The following is a 17,832-nucleotide window of genomic DNA, read 5'->3' on the forward strand; positions in this document are numbered from 1 at the left end:
CGCCGCAAGTGCTTCCGATGCATGTGCCCCCGATTCCTGTCCCACTGGTTCTCTCCTCCCCTCGTGGTGTTCCTGTTGTCCCGGCCGATGCGTCCGCGCGCGCGGTCTCATGACCGGCGGTCCCGCACGGCCGCAGCCGCCGGCGTCGCCGTCGCGGGCCTGTCCGTTTCCCCGGCGGGCGGTGGCGGCGTGCTGTCGCGCACGCACAGTCGCGGCGCAATCAGCAGGCGCTCCGGCGCAACCGGCGCTCCCGCCACCTGGCGCAGGATCAGCTCCGCCGCCCGGCGTCCGATCTCCTCCGCCCCGTTCCACACCGAGGTGAGCGCCGGCGAACAGCCTTCCGCCGCATCCGTATCGTCGTAGCCGGCGACCGCCATGTCCCGCCCGGGCACCAGCCCCGCGCGCCGCAGGCCCGTATAGAGCCCCTGCGCGATCAGGTCGTTGAAGGCGAAAAGCGCCGTCGGGCGCGGGCGCGCTGCAAGAAGCCGCGGCACGACGGCCCGGCCATCGGCCTGCGTCATGGCTTCGGGAATGTCGATCTGCGCCGCCGGATCGAGGCCCGCGTCGGCAAGCGCGGCCCGCCAGCCGGCCGCGCGCGCGCGCCCCGCCGAGCTTTCCCGCCGGCCGCCGATCATGGCGATCCGCCGATGCCCTTGCGCGATCAGATGCCCGGTGACCAGACGTCCACCGGCGAAATCGTCGCCGCGCACCACCGGCACGCGCGCGCCCTCGAGGTCGCGGCAGATCAGCGTGACGGGCACGCCCGTCTCCGCCAGCGCATCGATCTCCTGCGCCGTGGTGCCGACGGCGACCGACAGGATCAGCCCGTCGATGCGGTGCTGCAGCACGCTGTCGATGAACCTGCGCTGGCGGTCGGGATCGTCGCGATGATTGCAGATCAGAACGACCTGATTTTCCCGGCCCAAGGCCTCCTCGAGCGCCCGGAAGACTTCCGCGAAATAGGGGTTGAGAATGTCGTGAACGGCGACGGCCACCATGTTGCTGCGCGCCGTGCGCAGGGCCGCCGCGGAGCGGTTGTAGATATAGCCGACCTGGCGCGCATGCGCCTTGATGCGGCTGCGCGTCTTCGCGGCGACGAGCGGCGAATCCCTGAGCGCCAGCGACACGGTCGCCGTCGAGACGCCGAGCGACTCGGCCATGTCGCCGAGCGTCACCCGGCGCGCCCGCGCCGACCCTGCTCCGGCCGCACCCTGCGCGTCTTCCGGCGGGGCCGGGCGCGCGTCCGTCGGCTTGGAAAGATCGTCCCCCTGGGGAGGGTCGTCGCTCACCGGTCGCGGCCTCCGATTTCAATCGATTGAGTTGTCGCGCATTCACGTCTTGCCGGCAAGGCCGGCGGGAGCGTCTTGCCGGCAAGGCCGGCGGGAGCGTCTTGCCGGCAAGGCCGGCGGGAGCCTCTTGCCGGCAAGGCCGGCGGGCTTTCGTCCCCGGTGCGGGATGGCGCGGGATGGCGCGGGCACGGGGAAGAACGGACCGCCGCGCGCGCCGTCAGATATCGCGCGCCAGCCGCTCCGCGCGCCCGGTCTTTCGTTCGCGATAGAGAATATAGAGGCCGGAGCCGACGATGATCGAGGCGCCAATGAGCGTGAAGATGCCCGGCACATCGCCGAACACGAAGAAGCCGAGCCCCGTCATCCAGATGATCTGGGTGTACATGAAAGGCGCCAGCACCGGCGCCGGGCTGAGCACATGCGCGCGGATCAGCGCGAAGTGCCCGAGGCCGCCCCAGGCGCCCGTCGACAGGAGCAGCAGCCAGATCCAGATGTCGTCCGGCGTGGTCCACGACGCGACGCCGAAGGGCGTGATCGCGGCCGCCGCGACGACGCCCGACAGGAACAGCATGCCCACCGGCGAATCGGTCTGGGCAAGCATGCGCGTCAGGATCGTGTAGAAGGCGTAACAGGTCATCGAGCAGATCGAGAGGATCATCGCCCAGTGGAACCCGCCGAGACCCGGCCGCGTCACCACGAGCACGCCGATAAAGCCGACAATGATTGCAAGCCACCGCCGCAGACCCGCCCATTCGTTGAGCAAGGGGCCGGCCAGCGCGGTCACCACGAAGGGCGCGGCGAACATGATCGAGACCGTTTCGGCGAGTTGCAGATGGCGCACCGCGAGGAAATTGAAAACGGTCGTCATCAACAGAAGCACGGAGCGCACGATCTGCAGCCCCCAGCGCTTCGAGCGGAACACCTCGGGGCTGCGCCAGATCCGGAACAGAAGCGCGGCATAGACGATGTGACTGACGAAGCGCACCCAGACGATCTGCTCGGTCGGCAGCGAGGCGGCGAGATATTTCGCGGTCGCATCGAGGCCGGCGAAGCAGAAGACGGCAAAGGACAAGAGCCCGATCGCGGTCAAACGCTCCGCCGCAGCAGCGCTCTGGGCGGAGGAAACGGTCTCGGGTGTGCTCAAGGCCTTTGCCTTTCCAATGAAGGGGCTTTCCAGCGAACGCATCCCGACGACGACCCCATAGGGCCCGCGACGGATTGCGCGACGGGTCCGGTGCGCGAGATGGTGACCTTCGCGGGCCGGACGACAATCGATTTGTCTTATAAATGAAACTGTGCGGCGGATCGCCGTCAATGTCATGACATGGAAACGCACACCGGCTATGCGCTCAGGACAACCCGAGTCGCCCGCCCCCCCGCCTTCCCGGAGCCCGCACCATGCCAATGTCCCGCAAGACCGTCCCGGCGACAGACATGGGCTGGCTCGCCCGCCGGTCGCTGAAGATCGGTCTGCTGTCCTTCGGCGGTCCGGCGGCGCAGATCGCGCTGATGCATCGCGAGTTCGTGGAAGACGGCGGCAAGGTCAGCGAGACACGGTTTCTCAACGCATTGAACTACTGCATGCTCTTGCCCGGACCCGAAGCGCAGCAGCTCGCCACCTATTGCGGCTGGATCGTCGCCGGCGTGCGCGGCGGGCTGGTCTCGGGTCTGCTGTTCATCCTGCCGGGCGCGCTGGCGATGCTCGCCGTGTCGTTGCTTTACGTGACGCTGGGAAGCACCGGGATCGTCGCGAGCCTGTTCTACGGCATCAAGGCGGGCGTGCTGGCCATCGTGCTGCAGGCCCTCCTCCGCCTCGGGCGCCGCGCGCTGACCTCCGCCGGTGCCTGGGCGATCGCCCTCGCGGCCTTTCTGGCGCTCTTTCTGTTCGACCTCCCCTTTCCGATGGTGATCGTCGCGGCGGGGCTTGCCGGCGCGCTCGGGCTGGCCGCGCCGCCCCGCGCGGAGGCCGAACTGGAGGCCGCGCCGGACGCCGACCCGGCGCCGACACACTCCGACGGCCGCGCGCGCGGCGGCTGGCGCTCGGGGCTGGGCGCAAGTCTGCGCACGGTCGCGATCGCGCTGCTCCTGTGGGGGCTTCCGGTCGCGCTCGCGGCTCTTGCACTCTCACCGCGGCACGTGCTGATCGACATCGCCGGTTTCTTCTCGACCATGGCGGTGGTCAGTTTCGGCGGCGCCTATGCGCTTTTGAGCTACATGGCGCAGGTCGCCGTCGAGACGCAAGGCTGGCTCGCCCCCGGCGAAATGCTCGACGGTCTCGGCCTTGCCGAGACGACGCCGGGGCCGCTGATCCTCGTCACCCAGTTCGTCGGCTTTCTCGGCGGCTTTCGCGATCCCGCGCCCTTCGATCCGCTGATCGCCGGAACGCTCGCCGCCGCCATGACCACCTGGGTCACCTTTGCCCCCAGCTTCCTGTTCGTGCTGGCCGGCGCGCCGCATATCGACCGCATTCAGCAGGTGCGCTGGCTGTCGCGCATGCTCTCCGCGATCACGGCCGCCGTCGTCGGCACCATCCTCAACCTGTCGCTCTGGTTCGCGATCAACGTGCTGTTTCGCGAGGTCGGAACGCTGGAGCGCGCAGGCCTTTCCGCCCCGCTGCCGGTGCCCGCAAGCCTCGACCCCTGGATTGCCGGCCTCGCCGGCCTGGCGGCCGTGCTGCTCTTCGTCCTGAAACGCGGCGTCGCGGAGGTGGTGCTCGTCACCGCGCTCGCCGGGGTCGTGCTCAAGCTTTCGGGCGTGGCGGGCTGACGGGCCGCCGGTGGCGGTGCTTGCAAAGCCCGTCCGTTAGCCGGCAGAAGGGCATGTCCGGCAGGGGCCGGAATCCTGCCAGAACAAGTGTCTTCAAAAACAGTGTGATGGACGCAATATCGGCCACAGCGCGCGCGGCGCTGCGATGCAGGGCGCGCCCGGCCCGCCGCGGTCAGTCCCCGTCGCCGCCCTCGGCCTCGTCCCCGTCGACATCGTCGACGACGCGCGATCCCAGGTTCTTCTCGACCTGACGCAGCAGCTTGCGCAGCTTCTTGCGGTCCTTGTCGTCGAGCCCGGCGAGCGCCTCGCGCTCCAGCCGCTTCCAGGACTTGTCGATCGTCTCGACCAGCGCCCGCCCCTCGTCGGTGAGAAAGACGCGTGCGAGCCGGCCGTCCGCTTCCGACGTCGCCCGGCGCACCACGCCCTGCGCGGAGAGCCGCGTGACCATCTTCGTCACCGTCGGCGGCTGCACCGACAGCGCGGCAGCCAGCTGGCTCATGGTCTGACCGTCCACGTCGGCAAGGATCTTGAGCACGGATTCCTGCCCCGGATGGAGACCGATCCGGGCGAGATGCGTGCCCGCGCGCGCACGATGCGCCTTGGCGGTCTGGGCCAGGCGAAAGGTCACGCTCTTTTTGTAGTTGAATGCCATGTCAGGACTTCTAATGCCGGCAAATGACCGCTTGATGACAGGACCTTACGGCGGACGGTTGGGCGGTCTTCTGAACGCGGCCGGGTCGGGTCGAACGCCGTCAACCGTCGTGCACATCTTTGAAAATATCACGCACGTTCCTGAATAGAAACGAAAAAGCCCTTTCCCGACCTAAGCACTTATTGCAGGGAGAGAGCCCGAAGGCGGCAAAGGAGTGTCAGAAGTCGGCGAGCTTGCGCTCGACCCTGTCGAGAAACCGGGCCCGCGACTGCGCGGTGGAACTGTCCATGTCGTAATGCGCCAGGTAGCGCGTGCGGCAGCGCGGCGCGCAGAGCGCGCGGATGCCGCGCAGGATCGTCTTGCGGCCCGGCTCGCCCATCATCTTGGAGACGAACCAGGAGGCACCGCAGGTCGTCACCACCGCGATCTTGCGGATGTGCTGCATGCGCGGGCGCATCGGGCTGGTCGCGGTCGGGATCTCGAAGGTGACATGCGGCACCCACACCCGATCGAGATAGCCCTTGAGCATCGCCGGAAGGCCGAACCACCAGGTCGGATAGACGAAGACCAGAGCCTCCGCCCAGGTCAGGTCCGCGACATGATCGGCCACCGGGATCTGATTGAGCGCTTCGTCGTGATAGTGCCGCCACTCCGCCTCGCCCATGACCGGATCGAAGCCGGCGGCGTAGAGATCCGTCACGCGCAGCTCGTGGCCGGCCGCCGCGAGCGTCGCTTCCGCACGCGCGGCGACAGCTGCGCCGTAGCTCGTGGGGCACGGATGGCATTTGACCAGAAGAATGCGCATGCGGGGGTCGGCTCCTCCTAGAGCAATTTCAGCAAGAGCTGGAGACGTATGCGCTCGCGAAACTGCGTAAAAACAAAGGCATGGAGCATTTCGAGTGATCCGGCTTTCACGAGAAATGCTCTAGAAACGGGCAAGCGTGTCGCGCACGCGGGTCACGAAGGCGGTCCGCCGCGCCGCATCGGCCCGGTTCATGTCGTAGAGCGCGAGGTAGGACGCGCGGGCGAACGGCGCGACCAGCCCCCTCAGGACACGGCGGAAGAGCTTGCGCGGCGGATCGCCGGCGAGCATCGCCCGGAACCGGCTGCCGCCATAGGTCGTGACGGCCGCGATCCGGTGAATGTGCCTGAGGTTCGGCACCACCTTGCCGTTCTTCATGCGAAACGACACGCCCGGCAGGAAGACCCGGTCGAAGTACCCCTTGAGAATGGCCGGATAGCCGAAGTTCCAGACCGGATAGACGAGCACCAGCGCCTCGGCGCGCAGGAGCTGCTCGACCTCCCGCGCGACCGGCTCCCGGTTCGTCTCCACGTCATGGTAGCCGCGCCGCTCCGCGGCACTCAGCACGGGGTCGAACCCGCAGGCATAGAGGTCGAGCACCTCGACCTCATGCCCGGCGCCGACGAGCGCGGCCAGCGCGACATCCTTGAGCGCGGCGTTGAAGCTGTCCTCCAGCGGATGGGCGTGGATCAGGAGAACGCGCATGGCCGCCCCCGCTCCGCCGGCCGCCCGCCGCCGCTTGCCCGATATCCGTGCCCCCGCGCCGGTGTCATGGCGCGGGCCTTAAGACGCGAGCCCTGGGAACAGGTACGTCTGACGGGAGGAGAAGTCGAAGTCGGGGTTCTCCCAGGCGATCATCTTGCCGGGATTGAGCAGCCCCTTGGGATCGGCTTCCTTCTTGAAGGCGAGCTGCACCTCGTCGGTCTGCTTCATGCCGCCTTCCTCCAGCGTGTAGCGGTGCGGATTGAAGATCGGGCAGCCGTGCTCCTCGTGGATGCGCATGATCTCCTCCAGCCGCTCCTCGGTGGTGTAGCGCACCACCGGCAGGCCGAAGCAGGTCACCTTGCCGTCGAAACGCACGAACTCGAGATGGCCGACGACCTCGTCGCCGAACAGCTCGGCCAGTTGCACCGCCTTGCGGATGTGATCGGGGAAGGGATAGAGCACCTGCAGATAGGTGATCGTCGGATCGACCCGCAGCCCGCGCAAGGTGGTGTGGTTCCAGGTGAGCTCGCTCACCGGCGGCAGCGTCTTGCGGTCCTCCTCCGACGCCCGGTCGGAGCGGTAGAGCACCGTCGCATCGGCATACCGGCCGCAGAAGGCGGCGAAGGCATCCATCGCGAAGGGTGCCACCAGGATCGCGCAGACCGACTGGTTGGAATGCAGATACTTGCGGTGCCTCAGGAAATAGTCGTAGGGCAGAGGCGCGGCGATCGGCGCGATCTCCTTCGTCAGCAGCCCGTCCTGATTGGCCAGCGCGTCGCCGAAGCGCGCGGCATCCGCGAAACTGTCGAAACCGACCAGCACGTCGACCCAGTCGTAGGCCGCCGTCAGCGGCATCTCGACCTCGGTGATGATGCCGTTGGTGCCATAGGCGTGGCTGACCTTGTGCAGATCCTCACCGCTCATCTCCAGCACCCGCGGCTCTTCCTCCATGGTGACGACGCGCAACTTGAGGATATTGCCGAAATCGCGCAAGCCCCCCCAGTTGATCGACCCGATGCCGCCCGACCCGCCGGCGATGAAGCCGCCGATGGTCGCCGTGCGGGAGGTGGAAGGATGCATCCGCAGTTCCTGGCCGGACTTGCGCGCCGCCTCGTCGATGGTCGCGATGATCGCGCCGGCCTCGGCGCGCACGGCGCCGGTCGAGATCTCCAGCACCTGGTTCATCTCCGCGAGATTGAGCACCACGCCCCCGGACAGCGGCATCGCCTGCCCGTAGTTGCCGGTGCCCGCCCCGCGCGTCGTCACGGGGATGTCGCGCGCATAGCACGCCTTGAGGACGCGGATGACCTCCGCCTCGCTGCGCACGGTGACGACCAGATCGCCCGTCACCTCCTCGAGCTGGCGCTTGAGGATCGGCGAGTACCAGAAGAAATCCCGGCTCTTCTGGCGCACGATCTGCGGGTTGTCCTCGATCGCGAGGCCCTCGAGCTCGGCCTTCAACGCGGCAAGGTCTGTCATCTGTCATGCTCCATCAGGTCGTCGAGATCACGGTAGTCGGGAAGCGCGCGGGCGATCGCGCGGCCGGCGCGCAGCACCGTGCGCGGCCCCGAGGGGCGCGCGCCCAGTTCGTTCCAGTCGCGCGCGCGCAACAGCACCAGATCGGCCGGCAGGCCGACGTCGATGCGCCCGCGCGTCGGGTCGCCCATCAGGTCCGCCGGGGTCGTCGTCACGAGGCGCACCCAGTCGCCCACGGGCATGTCGAGATGCAGGATCCGCATCGCCTGGGTGAAGACCTCGATCATGTCGAGATCGCCATAGGCGTAGAAGGGATCGCGCGTGTTGTCGGAGGCCACCGCGACCGGAATGCCGCGCGCGCGCATCTCGTGCAGCAGCGTCACCCCGCGCCAGCGCGGCGTGCGGCCCGGCTCCCGGTCCATCAGGAACATGTTGCACATCGGCAGGCTGACGACGCCGATGCCGGCGCGGGCCACGAGATCGAGCGTGCGGTCGACCGTGTCGGCGTCCTGGCGCGCCAGCGAACAGCAGTGCCCGCACACGATCCGGCCGGAAAAGCCGGTCTCCAGCGCGGTTTCGGCGATGCGACGCAGCGAATCGGCGCCCGGGTCGCCGGTCTCGTCCACATGGAAATCGAGGTCGAGCCCGCGCTCGGCGGCCGCGCGAAACATCTGCCTCAGATATCCGTCGAGCCCGTCGACCATGTAGGAGACGACCCCGAGCGTGCCGCCGCAGGCGGCCACCCGGTCCGCGATGCGCGGCAGATAGGCGGGATCGGCCAGCCGCTCGATGCCGAACAGCGCCGAGCCCTGCAGGTCGACCCGATCCGCCCAGTCCCGGCGCAACTCGGTGAACACGTCCCAGGTGATCGTGTCGTGCGGCGGGATCGTGTCCAGATGGGTGCGCATCGCGACCGTGCCATGCGCATGGGCGCATTGCAGGGCGAAGCTCATGCGCCGGCGCAGATCGTCCGCCGACCAATGCGCGACGCGATCCGCCTGCGCCGCCTCGAGCGCGCTGGCGAAGGTTCCGTCCGGATTGGGCCGGCGCGGCCAGATGTGTCCCTTGTCGAGATGGGTGTGCAGGTCGACCAGCCCGGGCAGCACCAGACCGCCGTCGAGATCGACCCGGGTCGCGCCCTCCGGCGCGGCAATCCCCGGCGGGCTGATGGAGGCGATCTCGCCCTGGTCGATCACGATGTCGGCGCGTCCGAGCCCCTCGCCCAGATGGTTCAGCATGCCGGCGGTCAACGCGCTCGGCACGGTCGCATTGGCGAGATGCACGGGCCCGGCCGGGGGGAAGGCGCCAGACAACATGTCGATCATCTCATGCATCCCGCTTGACGGCGCTTTCGTGCCAGTGCCGCAGCATCATGTGCGACACCACGCTGAGCGTCACGAAGATAACGATCCCCGTCAGGGAAATCAGCAGGATCGCGGCGAACATCCGTGGAATATTCAGCCGATAGCTCGCTTCCAGGATCTTGAAGGCGAGCCCGGAGCCCACCCCGCCGGTGCCGGCGACGAATTCCGCGACGATCGCCCCGATCAGCGACAGGCCGCCGGCGATCTTCAGCCCGCCCAGGAAATACGGCAGGGCGGCCGGCAGCCGCAGGTGCCACAGCGTCTGCCAGCGGCTGGCGCCATAGAGCTGGAACAGGCTGCGCAGATTGTGATCGGCGGAATTGAGCCCGAGCGTCGTGTTCGACAGGATCGGAAAGAAGGCGACGATCCAGGCGCAGATCAAAAGGCCGACGATCTTCGACGGCACATAGATGAAGATCAGCGGCGCGATCACGATCACCGGCGTGACCTGTAGGATCACCGCATAGGGGAAGAAGGACATCTCCACCCATTTCGACTGGGCGAAGAGCACGGCGAGGCCGACGCCGCCGATGGTCGCGATGACGAGCGCGCCGAGCGTGATCTGCAAGGTGATGAGCAGCGCCGGCCACAGCGTCGACCAGTCCTGAACGAGCGCCTGAAGAACCCGGTCGGGCCCCGGCAAAATGTAATGGGGCACCGCATAGGCATCGACATACCATTGCCACAGGCCGACCGTGGCCAGCATCACCAGCGCCGGCAGCGCCCAGCGCGCGATGCGGTCGACCGCCGCACGGCGGGCCCTGGCCGCTTCCGTCGGATCGAGGGGCACCGCCTGCGATGCGGCGCTCTGCTCCTGCGTCTCCGGCATGGCACTCATTCGCCGCCCCCGTCCGTTTCCATTCCGCTACCCGCCGAGCCCCGCGCCGGCGGCCGCGCCTGAAGAGGTCGCCTCTTCACCGGTGCCCGCCGACATGGCCGCCTGCAACGCCTCCGAGGCCCGCCGACAATGGTCGGAATAGGCATGGGAGGTTCGGAAATCCTCGCCGCGCGGATAGGGCGCGTCAATCGCCAGATCCGCGACCACCCGTCCCGGGCGCGCCGCCATCACCACGATCCGGTTCGACAGGTAGACGCTTTCGAACACCGAATGGGTGACGAAGACCACCGTCCAGCCGAACTCCTCCCAAAGCCGCAGAAGATCGTTGTTGAGACGGAACCGGGTGATTTCGTCGAGCGCGGCGAAGGGCTCGTCCATCAACAGGAGCTTGGGCTTGGTGACGAGCGCGCGGGCGATCGACACGCGCATCTTCATGCCGCCGGACAGTTCCCGCGGATAACTCTTCTCGAAGCCTTGAAGCCCGACCATCTCCAGCGCCGACATGACGTCGTCGCGCGCGCGGGTCGCCGACACGCCCTTCAGCTTCAGCGGCAGATGCACATTGGCGAAGACCGTCGCCCAGGGCATCAGCGTCGGCTCCTGAAAGACGAAGCTGATGTCATGGTCCTTCTGGCCCGGGCGCTCGCCCGGCCAGATCAGGCGACCGGCGCTCGGGCTGGACAGCCCGGCGACGATCCTCAGCGCGGTCGACTTGCCGCATCCCGACGGCCCCAGCAGGCTGACGAACTGACCGCGACCGATGTCGAGAGAAAGATCCTTCAGGGCAACGGTCGCGTTGGAGAAGACCTTGGAAACCCCCTCCAGCCGCACCACGGGGGGCATGCCCCCGGTTCCAGTATCCATTGTCCGCCTGCCCGTCCCCGCCTGCCCGCTCTTTGGCCGGACCGGTGGCCGGTCCGCCTGTCCGCCGTCGCCGTGTCCCGTCATGGTCGCCCGGGCCGGGCGCAACCGCCCGGCCCCGGACCGTCAGTTGCCGGTCAGCGTCGTCTTCAGTTCGAGCCCGACCCCCTTGTTGACGAAGTCGAGCGTATAGCTTTGCGTGATGTCGAGACCGCCTTCGATCACGCCGGCCGCCACCATCTTCTCGTAGAAATCGGCATTGCGCGCGTCCGTCATCGCACCGATCCCCAGCGTCAGCGTCTCGCCGGAATCGACGATGCCATATTCCTTCATCTTCTCGATGGAGAAGGCGATCTGCTCATCGGTCATCTCCGGATTGTCTTTCTGGATCAAGTCGTTGGCCGCCGAATTGTCGCCGTAGAGATAATTGACCCAGCCGAGGATCGAGCCGTCGACGAAGCATTGCACCGCCTCGGGCCGTTCGGAGATGGTATCCGCCATGGTCTCGATCGTCGTGGAGTAGGTGGAAAAGCCCTGATCGGCGATCAGGAAAATGTCGGGCATGAAGCCGCCCTCGCGCTCGATGGCAAAGGGCTCGGAGGTCACATAGCCCTGCTGGCCCGAGGTCTCGTCGGCCAGGAAGGGGGCGGGATTGAACGTGTAGGGCCGGCGCTGTTCGACCGTGAAGCCGTATTCGGAGATCATCCACTGGTAGTAGGAGTTGAAGCCGTTGTCGCCGATCAGCAGCGGCGCGGTGCCCGCCAGGCTTTCCCAGCTGTCGTATTTGCCGGGATGGGTGAGGATCACCTGCGGTTCCTTCTGGAACATGGCCGCGACGACCACCACCGGGATGCCCTCGCGCTGCGCGTAGAAGGCCTGCAGCATGTTGCCGCCCATGTGGAAGTCGATCTTGCCGGCCAGCATGAGCGCGCGGTTGTTCACCTGCGGCCCGCCGGGCACGATCGTCACGTCGAGCCCGCATGCGGCATAGGTGCCGTCGGCGACCGCCTGATAGAAGCCGCCATGCTCGGCCTGGGCCAGCCAGTTGGTGCCGAAGGTCACGGCCTCCTGCGCGCTCGCGCCAAAGGGGCTCGCCACGAGAACGCCGAGCGCCGTCGCCGCCAGGGCGGCGCGCCCCGAACCCGACTGCCGGGTCCGCCTGGTGATATGCCTGATCATGATGCTGTCCGCCTCCGCAAGGTCGCTCTGCCAAAAGAGTTGCGTCTGAAAAGATCGCGAGCCCCTTCTTGGTCGAGGGCTCTTGCAAAAAGCTCCGGGACACGCGGTCCGCGCTCACTGTCCCCGGGCTGGTGTCCCGGGTTCACTGCCCCCCGAGTTCGATGTCCCCGAGTTCGATGTCCCCGAGTTCACTGGCCCCGGGGTCCCGGCCGGGTGCACACGACGGGATACGCAGCAAGCCGCGTGCCAGAGCCCGCGCCCGGACGACGGGCGGGCGTTTCGCGCGCCCCGCCGGCACCGCGCGCGCCGCCCCGGCCGGCAGGACACCCCGAAACAGCCCGCAGCCGCTGCGTCACCTGGCAGCGCCCGGGACTGTCGGCGTGCCGGACAGGCAGCCCTTGCACCGCCTTGGTTGAGCGTACCTCAGCTTTGCAGCACAAAAAAGCGGCAAACCGCTGCGGCCGGCGCCTATCAAAGCGGCGTCCGCGCGTTAGACGACGCGTTTGCACGCAAGCCGCGCTCGCCTAGGCTAGGCGCCTGATCATGCAAGGAGACCGCCATGACCCGGCCCGTGACGCCCACCGGAATCGCCCCGCCCTTCGCCCGCTACAGCCACGGCATCGAGGTTCCCGCCGGCCACCGTCTGCTGGTGTGCTCGGGACAGCTCGGCATCGCGCCCGACGGCCATGTGCCGGCGGACGTGGAAGGCCAGACGGCGCTGTGCTTCGAGAACATCGCCGCGATCCTCGCCGAAGCCGGCATGGACCTGTCCGACATCATCCGGATCAACGCCTATGTCACCGACCGCGCGCATCTGCCCGGCTACATGGCCGTCCGCGATCGCTTCGCCGGCACGCCGCCGCCGGCCTCCACGCTGATGATCGTCAGCGGCTTCGCGCGGGAGGAATTCGTCGTCGAGGTCGAGGTGATTGCCGCCGCGCCCTGAGGCGGGCGGCCTGTCCCGCGCCGGCGTTGCCGGCGTGGGTGACCGGATGTAGGATTCCCGCGCCGGCGACAGATCGACGGCTTTCTTCCATACCCTCCTGTGCGGAACTCGGGCGGCCGTCGCCGCTATCCAAGCCTGCAGGTCCGGCCACCACGGGACGCACGCCCATGCGCATCTGGATCAAGACCCCGCTCGCCATCCTCGCCGACAATGCCGCCGGCGGCCTCGTCGTGGAGGACGCGCGGATCGTGGAATGCCTTGCCGCCGGCGCCACGCCGGCCGCCCCCGTCGACGAGACCTTCGACGCCTCCGCCCACGTGGTCGTGCCGGGCCTCGTCAACACGCATCATCATTTCTTCCAGACGCTGACGCGTGCCCACCCGCAAGCCATCAACAAGGAGCTTTTTCCCTGGCTGATGTCGCTCTATCCGATCTGGGCGAAAAACGTGACGCCCGAGACCTTCCGGATGGGCACGCGGCTCGCCCTGACCGAACTGATGATGTCGGGCTGCACGACCGCCGCCGACCACCATTACCTTTTCCCGGCGGGGCTTGAGGACGCCATCGACATCCAGGTGGAGGAAGCGACCCGCCTCGGCATCCGCATGACGGTGACGCGCGGCTCCATGAACCTCAGCCAGAAGGACGGCGGCCTGCCGCCCGACACGGTGGTGCAGGACGAGGACACGATCCTCGCCGACAGCGAGCGGGTCCTGTCGCGCTATCACGACACGTCGGACGGGGCGAAGATCCAGGTCGCGCTCGCCCCCTGCGCCCCCTTCACCGTCACCAAGCATCTGATGCGCGAAAGCGTCGCGCTCGCCGAACGCTTCGACTGCCGGCTGCACACCCATCTCGGCGAGACGATCGACGAGGACGACTACTGCCTGCATCACTTCCAGTGCCGCCCGGTCGACTATCTGGAGGATTGCGGCTGGCTCAACGAGCGCGTCTGGCTGGCGCATGGCATCCATTTCACCGACGACGAGATCGCCCGCCTCGGCCGTCATCGCGTCGGCGTGTGCCACTGCCCGACGTCCAACATGGTGCTCGCCTCCGGCCAGTGCCGCACCCGGGAGCTTGAGGCGGCCGGCTCCCCGGTCGGACTTGGCGTCGACGGCTCGGCCTCCAACGACAATTCCAATCTGATGGAAGGCCTGCGCCACGCGCTGATGATCAACCGCCTCACCTATGATGCGGCGAGCGTCACCCATTACGACACCTTCCGCTGGGCAACGGAGGGCTCGGCGCGCTGTCTGGGGCGCGAGGATATCGGGTCCATCGCGGTCGGCAAACAGGCGGATCTCGCGCTTTACACGCTGGAGGAGCTGCGGTTTTCCGGGTCCGGAGATCCGCTTGCCGCGCTGGTGCTCTGCGGGGCGCATACCGCCGACCGGGTGATGATCGGCGGCGAGTGGACCGTGGTCGACAAGCGCCCCGTCACCATCGACATCGAGCGCCTGCGGGCCGAACATGGCGCGGCGGCGAAGCGGTTTCTCGAAGCGCTTTGACCGCGTGTCCCTGACCGCGTGTCCCTGACGGCGTGTCCCTGACGGCGTGTCTCTGGCCGCGTGGCGCAGCGCGTGTCTTGCGCCTCAGGACGCGGGCGACCGCAGCGCGCCGGCCAGCGCCACGACCAGAAGCGCCATTCCCACCAGCACCCAGAAGCCGGCCGTCAGCGAGGCGACCTCGGCAATGGCCCCGATCAGCGGCGGGCCGATGAACAGGCTGCCGTAGCCGAGCGTGGAGACGCCGGCGAGCGCCGCGCCCGGCGGGATCACCGGATCGCGGGCCGCGCGCGCATAGACGAGCGGCGCGATGGTCGCGGTCCCCGCCCCGGTGACCGCGAAGCCGATCCAGGCGATCTCGACGCTCGGCGCCAGAAGGATCAGCACCGTGCCGGCCGCCGTCACCGCGCCGCCGATCCGCGCGACCCGCACCGGGCCCAGCCGGGCCACGATCCGGTCGCCGGCCAACCGCATGGCGACCATGGCCACCGAAAAGAAGCTGAAGGCCAGCACCGCCCGGGCCTCGTCCGCCGCCAGGCGCTCGATCAGCAACAGGGCGCCCCAATCGGCAATCGCGCCTTCGCCGATCATGGCGCACAGGCCCAGCACCCCGACCCAGACGAGGGCACCGCGCGGCAAGGCGATCAGCGGCGCCTTGCGCCCCCGACCCATGCGGCTTTGCCAGGGCACCGAGGCGAGCCAGAGCGTCGGCCCCGCCAGCAACAGCGCATGGACCGTGAAATGCGCCCCGACCGACAGACCGGAGGCGATGGCAAGCGCGCCGACGCCGGCGCCGACCCCGGCCCCCAGGCTCCACATGGCATGGAAGGACACCATGGTGGAGCGACCGCGCGCCCGCTCCACCTCGGCGCCCCAGGCGTTCATGGAGATGTCCATGCCGCCATGGGTCGCCCCGAACACGAAAAGCAGCAGCGCCAGATGCCAGGGCTCGCTCGCCAGCGCCAGCGCCGGCAGGGAGGGCGCATAGAGGACGGCGACGAGCCGGCTGGTGCGCGCGGCCCCGATGGAATCGGTGAGACGCCCGGCAAGCGGAAACGACAGGATGGCGCCGGCCGCGGCGGCGAGCAGCAACAGCCCCAGCGTGCCCTCGCCGATGTCGAGCGCCGCCTTGATGCTCGGCACGCGCGCCGCCCAGCCACCGAAGAGGCCGCCATTGAAGAAGAACAGGGCCGAGACGGCCAGGCGCGGGGATCGTCGAAAGGGTCGGAAAGGCATCGACCGCAAGCGTAGCGCATCGCGCGGGCGGCGACGATGGCGATTTCCCCGCGCCTCGGGCGACGGACTTCAGTTCAGGATCTTCAGGCCACGATCCTCAAGCCACGATCGCGCGCGGCGCCGGACCCGATCCGAACAGCGCGGCGGCCGCCGCTTCGGCCGCCTGATAGGCAGCCACCGCGGCCGTTGCCTGCTGCCGTGCCTGCGCGTCCCCTGCCTCCTGCGCGTCCTGGGCGTCCTGCGTATCTCCGGCCGTCGCGTCGTCGGCCCGTGCCGAGGCCGGGCGGGCCGCAAGGCCGGTGGCCGTGCCGTCCTCGCCGCTCTGCTCCGCCTGTCGCAGTTTCTGCAGCTCCGCCTGCGCCTCGCTGCGCTGCTGGCGCGCCTGGGCGGCGACCTGCCGGTCCTGCGGGGAGGGCTCGGCCGGGGCCAGCGCCGCGCGGATCACGATCTCCATCTTGCGCAGGGTCTGTTCCGGCTCGCGCTCCGGCGAGGCGTCGATGGGCACCTCGCCCGAGGTCGCATAGCGCTTGCCGTCCGGCCCGCGCGTGTACTGATAGCTCGGCGAGCCGGCATAGGGGCCGCCGACGCTGGCATGCGCCTGTTCGTGCTGCTTGACCTCGGCGTCGCGCTTCTTCAGTTCGCGGACCTGCTTTTCCTGCTCCTCGGTCAGTTCCCGCTCGGCACCGGTGCTTGGCTTGTCCGTCTTCGCGTCCGTCTCCGCGTTCGCCTGCCCGGCTTCGTCGGCCCCCTCTCGTCCCGACGCGGGGCCAGCGGCAAGCGCGCCCTTCGCGGGGGCTTGCGGATTGCGCTCCTCGCGCCGGGCGTTCGCCGCCTGATCGCCCGACTGCAGCGCCGCCACGGCCTCGGCGCGCAAGGTCGGTTGCGGCGGCGTGGCGCGGGCATCCTCGCGCGCGCCGGCACCCGGCTCCGCGCGTGCGAAACCGGGGACGCTCTGGCCCTCCGCCCGTGCGGACCGCGCGGCCGCGCCCGTCGATCCGGGCGCCGATGCGGGTGCGGACGCGGCGGGGGCAACGGGAGACAGCGCCGCGAACATCGCCGCAATCTTCCCCAGGGTCAGCTTACCGAAATCTTAACGCCCGCCGCCGCAGCGATCAGATTTGCGTGACCGCACGCCCCACCCCGCACGCGCCGACGGCAAGTGACGGGCGGCGTGCGGTCACGGCCGGTGACGGGCGCTGGCGGGCAGGCTATGGTCGCCTCGACGCCGGGCGGCCGCGCACGCCCTCAAGGCGGCTTCCCCGCCTTGCCATCAGATTGCAAGAGGCCTTCATGTCCGATCTTCCCCGCCGTTTCTGGCACGAGATGACCACCGCCGATTTCGCGCAATCAGACACATCCTCCTGGATCGCGATCCTGCCGATCGCCGCGATCGAGCAGCACGGCCCCCATCTCCCGGTCTTCACCGACACCTGCATCGCGGAAGGCCAGATCTCGCGCGTGCTGGAGCTGCTGCCGCCGGATCTTCCGGCGACCTTCCTGCCGGTGCAAGCGGTCGGCAAGTCGAACGAGCATATCTCCTCGCCCGGCACGCTGACGCTCTCGTGGGACACGGTGACCCGCGCCTGGGAGGAGATCGGCGACAGCGTGCATCGCGCCGGCGTGCGCAAACTGGTGTTGATCACCTCGCACGGCGGCAACGTGCCGATCATGGATATCGTGGCACGCGAGCTGCGCGTGAAACACGACATGCTCGCCACCGCCACCGCCTGGGCCCGCTTCGGCCAGCCGCACGGCGTGTTTCCGGAGGCGGAATTCACCTACGGGATTCACGGCGGCGACATCGAGACCTCGATCATGCTGCATCTGCGCCCCGATCTCGTGAGGATGGACAAGGCCGAGGATTTCCACTCGACGCAGCTCGACTTCCGCAAGGAGTTCAAGCATCTGCGCGGGCATGGTCCGGCCCAGTTCGGCTGGAAGGCGCAGGATCTCAATCCGGCCGGCGTCGTCGGCAACGCCGCCGCGGCCAGTGCGCCGAAGGGCGAGGCCTCGCTGGATCACGCCGCGCGCGGCTTCGTCGAACTGCTCAAGGACATCGACGCCTTCGACATGACGCGGCTGTGGACCCCGTAACGCCGGGCCCCGGCGCGCGCCCTAGAGCAATTTCAGCAAAAGTTGGAGACTTTTGCGCACGCGAAATTGCGTAAAAACAGGAACATAGAGCATTTCGAGTGAGTCAGCATTCACGA

16 protein-coding genes are annotated in these 17,832 nt (G+C 68.5%); 4 read left to right on the forward strand and 12 right to left on the reverse strand.

Annotated elements, in window-relative coordinates; translation table 11 throughout:
- Window positions 1-107 precede the first annotated feature (107 nt).
- Both ABL312_RS15625 and ABL312_RS15630 read right to left on the reverse strand, forming a co-directional pair.
- Window positions 108-1,289: a LacI family DNA-binding transcriptional regulator gene (locus tag ABL312_RS15625; RefSeq protein WP_349358327.1), complete on the reverse strand. Its 1,182-nt coding sequence runs from the start codon at window positions 1,287-1,289 to the stop codon at window positions 108-110.
- Between the two features lie 217 nt (window positions 1,290-1,506).
- Window positions 1,507-2,433 (reverse strand): DMT family transporter, encoded by a 927-nt coding sequence (locus ABL312_RS15630; protein WP_349358328.1) that lies wholly within the window; start codon window positions 2,431-2,433, stop codon window positions 1,507-1,509.
- A gap of 254 nt (window positions 2,434-2,687) precedes the next feature.
- Here ABL312_RS15630 and chrA point away from each other — a divergent pair, with 254 nt between their 5' ends.
- The gene (gene chrA / locus ABL312_RS15635; protein ID WP_349358329.1) at window positions 2,688-4,055 is read left to right on the forward strand and encodes a chromate efflux transporter; all 1,368 of its coding nucleotides are present in this window, start codon (window positions 2,688-2,690) and stop codon (window positions 4,053-4,055) included.
- A gap of 172 nt (window positions 4,056-4,227) precedes the next feature.
- Here chrA and ABL312_RS15640 read toward each other — a convergent pair whose 3' ends face one another.
- The 8 genes from ABL312_RS15640 to ABL312_RS15675 all read right to left on the reverse strand — a co-directional run bounded on the left by ABL312_RS15640 (window position 4,228) and on the right by ABL312_RS15675 (window position 11,932).
- Window positions 4,228-4,707, reverse strand: coding sequence for a MarR family winged helix-turn-helix transcriptional regulator (locus tag ABL312_RS15640; protein WP_349358330.1), 480 nt, complete (start codon window positions 4,705-4,707; stop codon window positions 4,228-4,230).
- Between the two features lie 217 nt (window positions 4,708-4,924).
- Entirely contained in the window at window positions 4,925-5,512 is a 588-nt protein-coding gene (locus ABL312_RS15645; protein ID WP_349358331.1) for an NAD(P)H-dependent oxidoreductase, read from the reverse strand.
- 120 nt (window positions 5,513-5,632) lie between these two features.
- Window positions 5,633-6,214, reverse strand: a complete 582-nt coding sequence (locus tag ABL312_RS15650; RefSeq protein ID WP_349358333.1) for an NAD(P)H-dependent oxidoreductase — start codon at window positions 6,212-6,214, stop codon at window positions 5,633-5,635.
- A 78-nt stretch (window positions 6,215-6,292) separates the two neighbouring features.
- The gene (locus tag ABL312_RS15655) at window positions 6,293-7,693 is read right to left on the reverse strand and encodes an FAD-binding oxidoreductase (RefSeq protein WP_349358334.1); all 1,401 of its coding nucleotides are present in this window, start codon (window positions 7,691-7,693) and stop codon (window positions 6,293-6,295) included.
- The gene (locus ABL312_RS15660) at window positions 7,690-9,006 is read right to left on the reverse strand and encodes a cytosine deaminase (protein WP_349361431.1); all 1,317 of its coding nucleotides are present in this window, start codon (window positions 9,004-9,006) and stop codon (window positions 7,690-7,692) included. The genes ABL312_RS15655 and ABL312_RS15660 overlap by 4 nt, the downstream gene beginning before the upstream one ends.
- A 10-nt stretch (window positions 9,007-9,016) precedes the next feature.
- Window positions 9,017-9,892: an ABC transporter permease gene (locus tag ABL312_RS15665; RefSeq protein ID WP_349358335.1), complete on the reverse strand. Its 876-nt coding sequence runs from the start codon at window positions 9,890-9,892 to the stop codon at window positions 9,017-9,019.
- A 27-nt stretch (window positions 9,893-9,919) separates the two neighbouring features.
- Window positions 9,920-10,735 carry an ABC transporter ATP-binding protein gene (locus ABL312_RS15670; protein WP_349358336.1) on the reverse strand — a complete coding sequence of 272 codons (816 nt, stop codon included), beginning with the start codon at window positions 10,733-10,735 and terminating at the stop codon, window positions 9,920-9,922.
- Window positions 10,736-10,879: 144 nt separating this feature from the next.
- Window positions 10,880-11,932 carry an ABC transporter substrate-binding protein gene (locus tag ABL312_RS15675; RefSeq protein ID WP_349358337.1) on the reverse strand — a complete coding sequence of 351 codons (1,053 nt, stop codon included), beginning with the start codon at window positions 11,930-11,932 and terminating at the stop codon, window positions 10,880-10,882.
- A gap of 559 nt (window positions 11,933-12,491) precedes the next feature.
- Here ABL312_RS15675 and ABL312_RS15680 point away from each other — a divergent pair.
- Both ABL312_RS15680 and ABL312_RS15685 read left to right on the forward strand, forming a co-directional pair.
- Window positions 12,492-12,878 (forward strand): RidA family protein, encoded by a 387-nt coding sequence (locus ABL312_RS15680; RefSeq protein WP_349358338.1) that lies wholly within the window; start codon window positions 12,492-12,494, stop codon window positions 12,876-12,878.
- Between the two features lie 167 nt (window positions 12,879-13,045).
- A complete protein-coding gene (locus ABL312_RS15685; RefSeq protein ID WP_349358339.1) occupies window positions 13,046-14,389 on the forward strand; it encodes an 8-oxoguanine deaminase in 1,344 nt (447 codons plus the stop codon).
- 84 nt (window positions 14,390-14,473) lie between these two features.
- On the opposite strand, the gene ABL312_RS15690 is transcribed toward ABL312_RS15685, so the two are convergent.
- Both ABL312_RS15690 and ABL312_RS15695 read right to left on the reverse strand, forming a co-directional pair.
- Entirely contained in the window at window positions 14,474-15,529 is a 1,056-nt protein-coding gene (locus tag ABL312_RS15690; RefSeq protein ID WP_349358340.1) for an MFS transporter, read from the reverse strand.
- A gap of 190 nt (window positions 15,530-15,719) precedes the next feature.
- Window positions 15,720-16,676, reverse strand: coding sequence for a putative metalloprotease CJM1_0395 family protein (locus ABL312_RS15695; protein ID WP_349358341.1), 957 nt, complete (start codon window positions 16,674-16,676; stop codon window positions 15,720-15,722).
- A gap of 236 nt (window positions 16,677-16,912) precedes the next feature.
- Between ABL312_RS15695 and ABL312_RS15700 the strand changes: the two genes are divergently transcribed.
- A complete protein-coding gene (locus tag ABL312_RS15700; RefSeq protein WP_349358342.1) occupies window positions 16,913-17,716 on the forward strand; it encodes a creatininase family protein in 804 nt (267 codons plus the stop codon).
- Window positions 17,717-17,832: the final 116 nt, after the last annotated feature.

The organism is Stappia sp. (assembly GCF_040110915.1).
Classification (GTDB): Bacteria; Pseudomonadota; Alphaproteobacteria; order Rhizobiales; family Stappiaceae; genus Stappia.

Excerpts from the sequence above, each read along its gene's own strand:
- ABL312_RS15660 (WP_349361431.1), bottom strand. The coding sequence starts at position 9,006 with ATGTTGTCTGGCGCCTTCCCCCCGGCCGGGCCCGTGCATCTCGCCAAT.
- chrA (WP_349358329.1), top strand. The coding sequence starts at position 2,688 with ATGCCAATGTCCCGCAAGACCGTCCCGGCGACAGACATGGGCTGGCTC.
- ABL312_RS15680 (WP_349358338.1), top strand. The coding sequence starts at position 12,492 with ATGACCCGGCCCGTGACGCCCACCGGAATCGCCCCGCCCTTCGCCCGC.
- ABL312_RS15655 (WP_349358334.1), bottom strand. The coding sequence starts at position 7,693 with ATGACAGACCTTGCCGCGTTGAAGGCCGAGCTCGAGGGCCTCGCGATC.
- ABL312_RS15675 (WP_349358337.1), bottom strand. The coding sequence starts at position 11,932 with ATGATCAGGCATATCACCAGGCGGACCCGGCAGTCGGGTTCGGGGCGC.
- ABL312_RS15700 (WP_349358342.1), top strand. The coding sequence starts at position 16,913 with ATGTCCGATCTTCCCCGCCGTTTCTGGCACGAGATGACCACCGCCGAT.
- ABL312_RS15685 (WP_349358339.1), top strand. The coding sequence starts at position 13,046 with ATGCGCATCTGGATCAAGACCCCGCTCGCCATCCTCGCCGACAATGCC.
- ABL312_RS15645 (WP_349358331.1), bottom strand. The coding sequence starts at position 5,512 with ATGCGCATTCTTCTGGTCAAATGCCATCCGTGCCCCACGAGCTACGGC.
- ABL312_RS15665 (WP_349358335.1), bottom strand. The coding sequence starts at position 9,892 with ATGAGTGCCATGCCGGAGACGCAGGAGCAGAGCGCCGCATCGCAGGCG.
- ABL312_RS15640 (WP_349358330.1), bottom strand. The coding sequence starts at position 4,707 with ATGGCATTCAACTACAAAAAGAGCGTGACCTTTCGCCTGGCCCAGACC.
- ABL312_RS15695 (WP_349358341.1), bottom strand. The coding sequence starts at position 16,676 with ATGTTCGCGGCGCTGTCTCCCGTTGCCCCCGCCGCGTCCGCACCCGCA.
- ABL312_RS15650 (WP_349358333.1), bottom strand. The coding sequence starts at position 6,214 with ATGCGCGTTCTCCTGATCCACGCCCATCCGCTGGAGGACAGCTTCAAC.
- ABL312_RS15670 (WP_349358336.1), bottom strand. The coding sequence starts at position 10,735 with ATGCCCCCCGTGGTGCGGCTGGAGGGGGTTTCCAAGGTCTTCTCCAAC.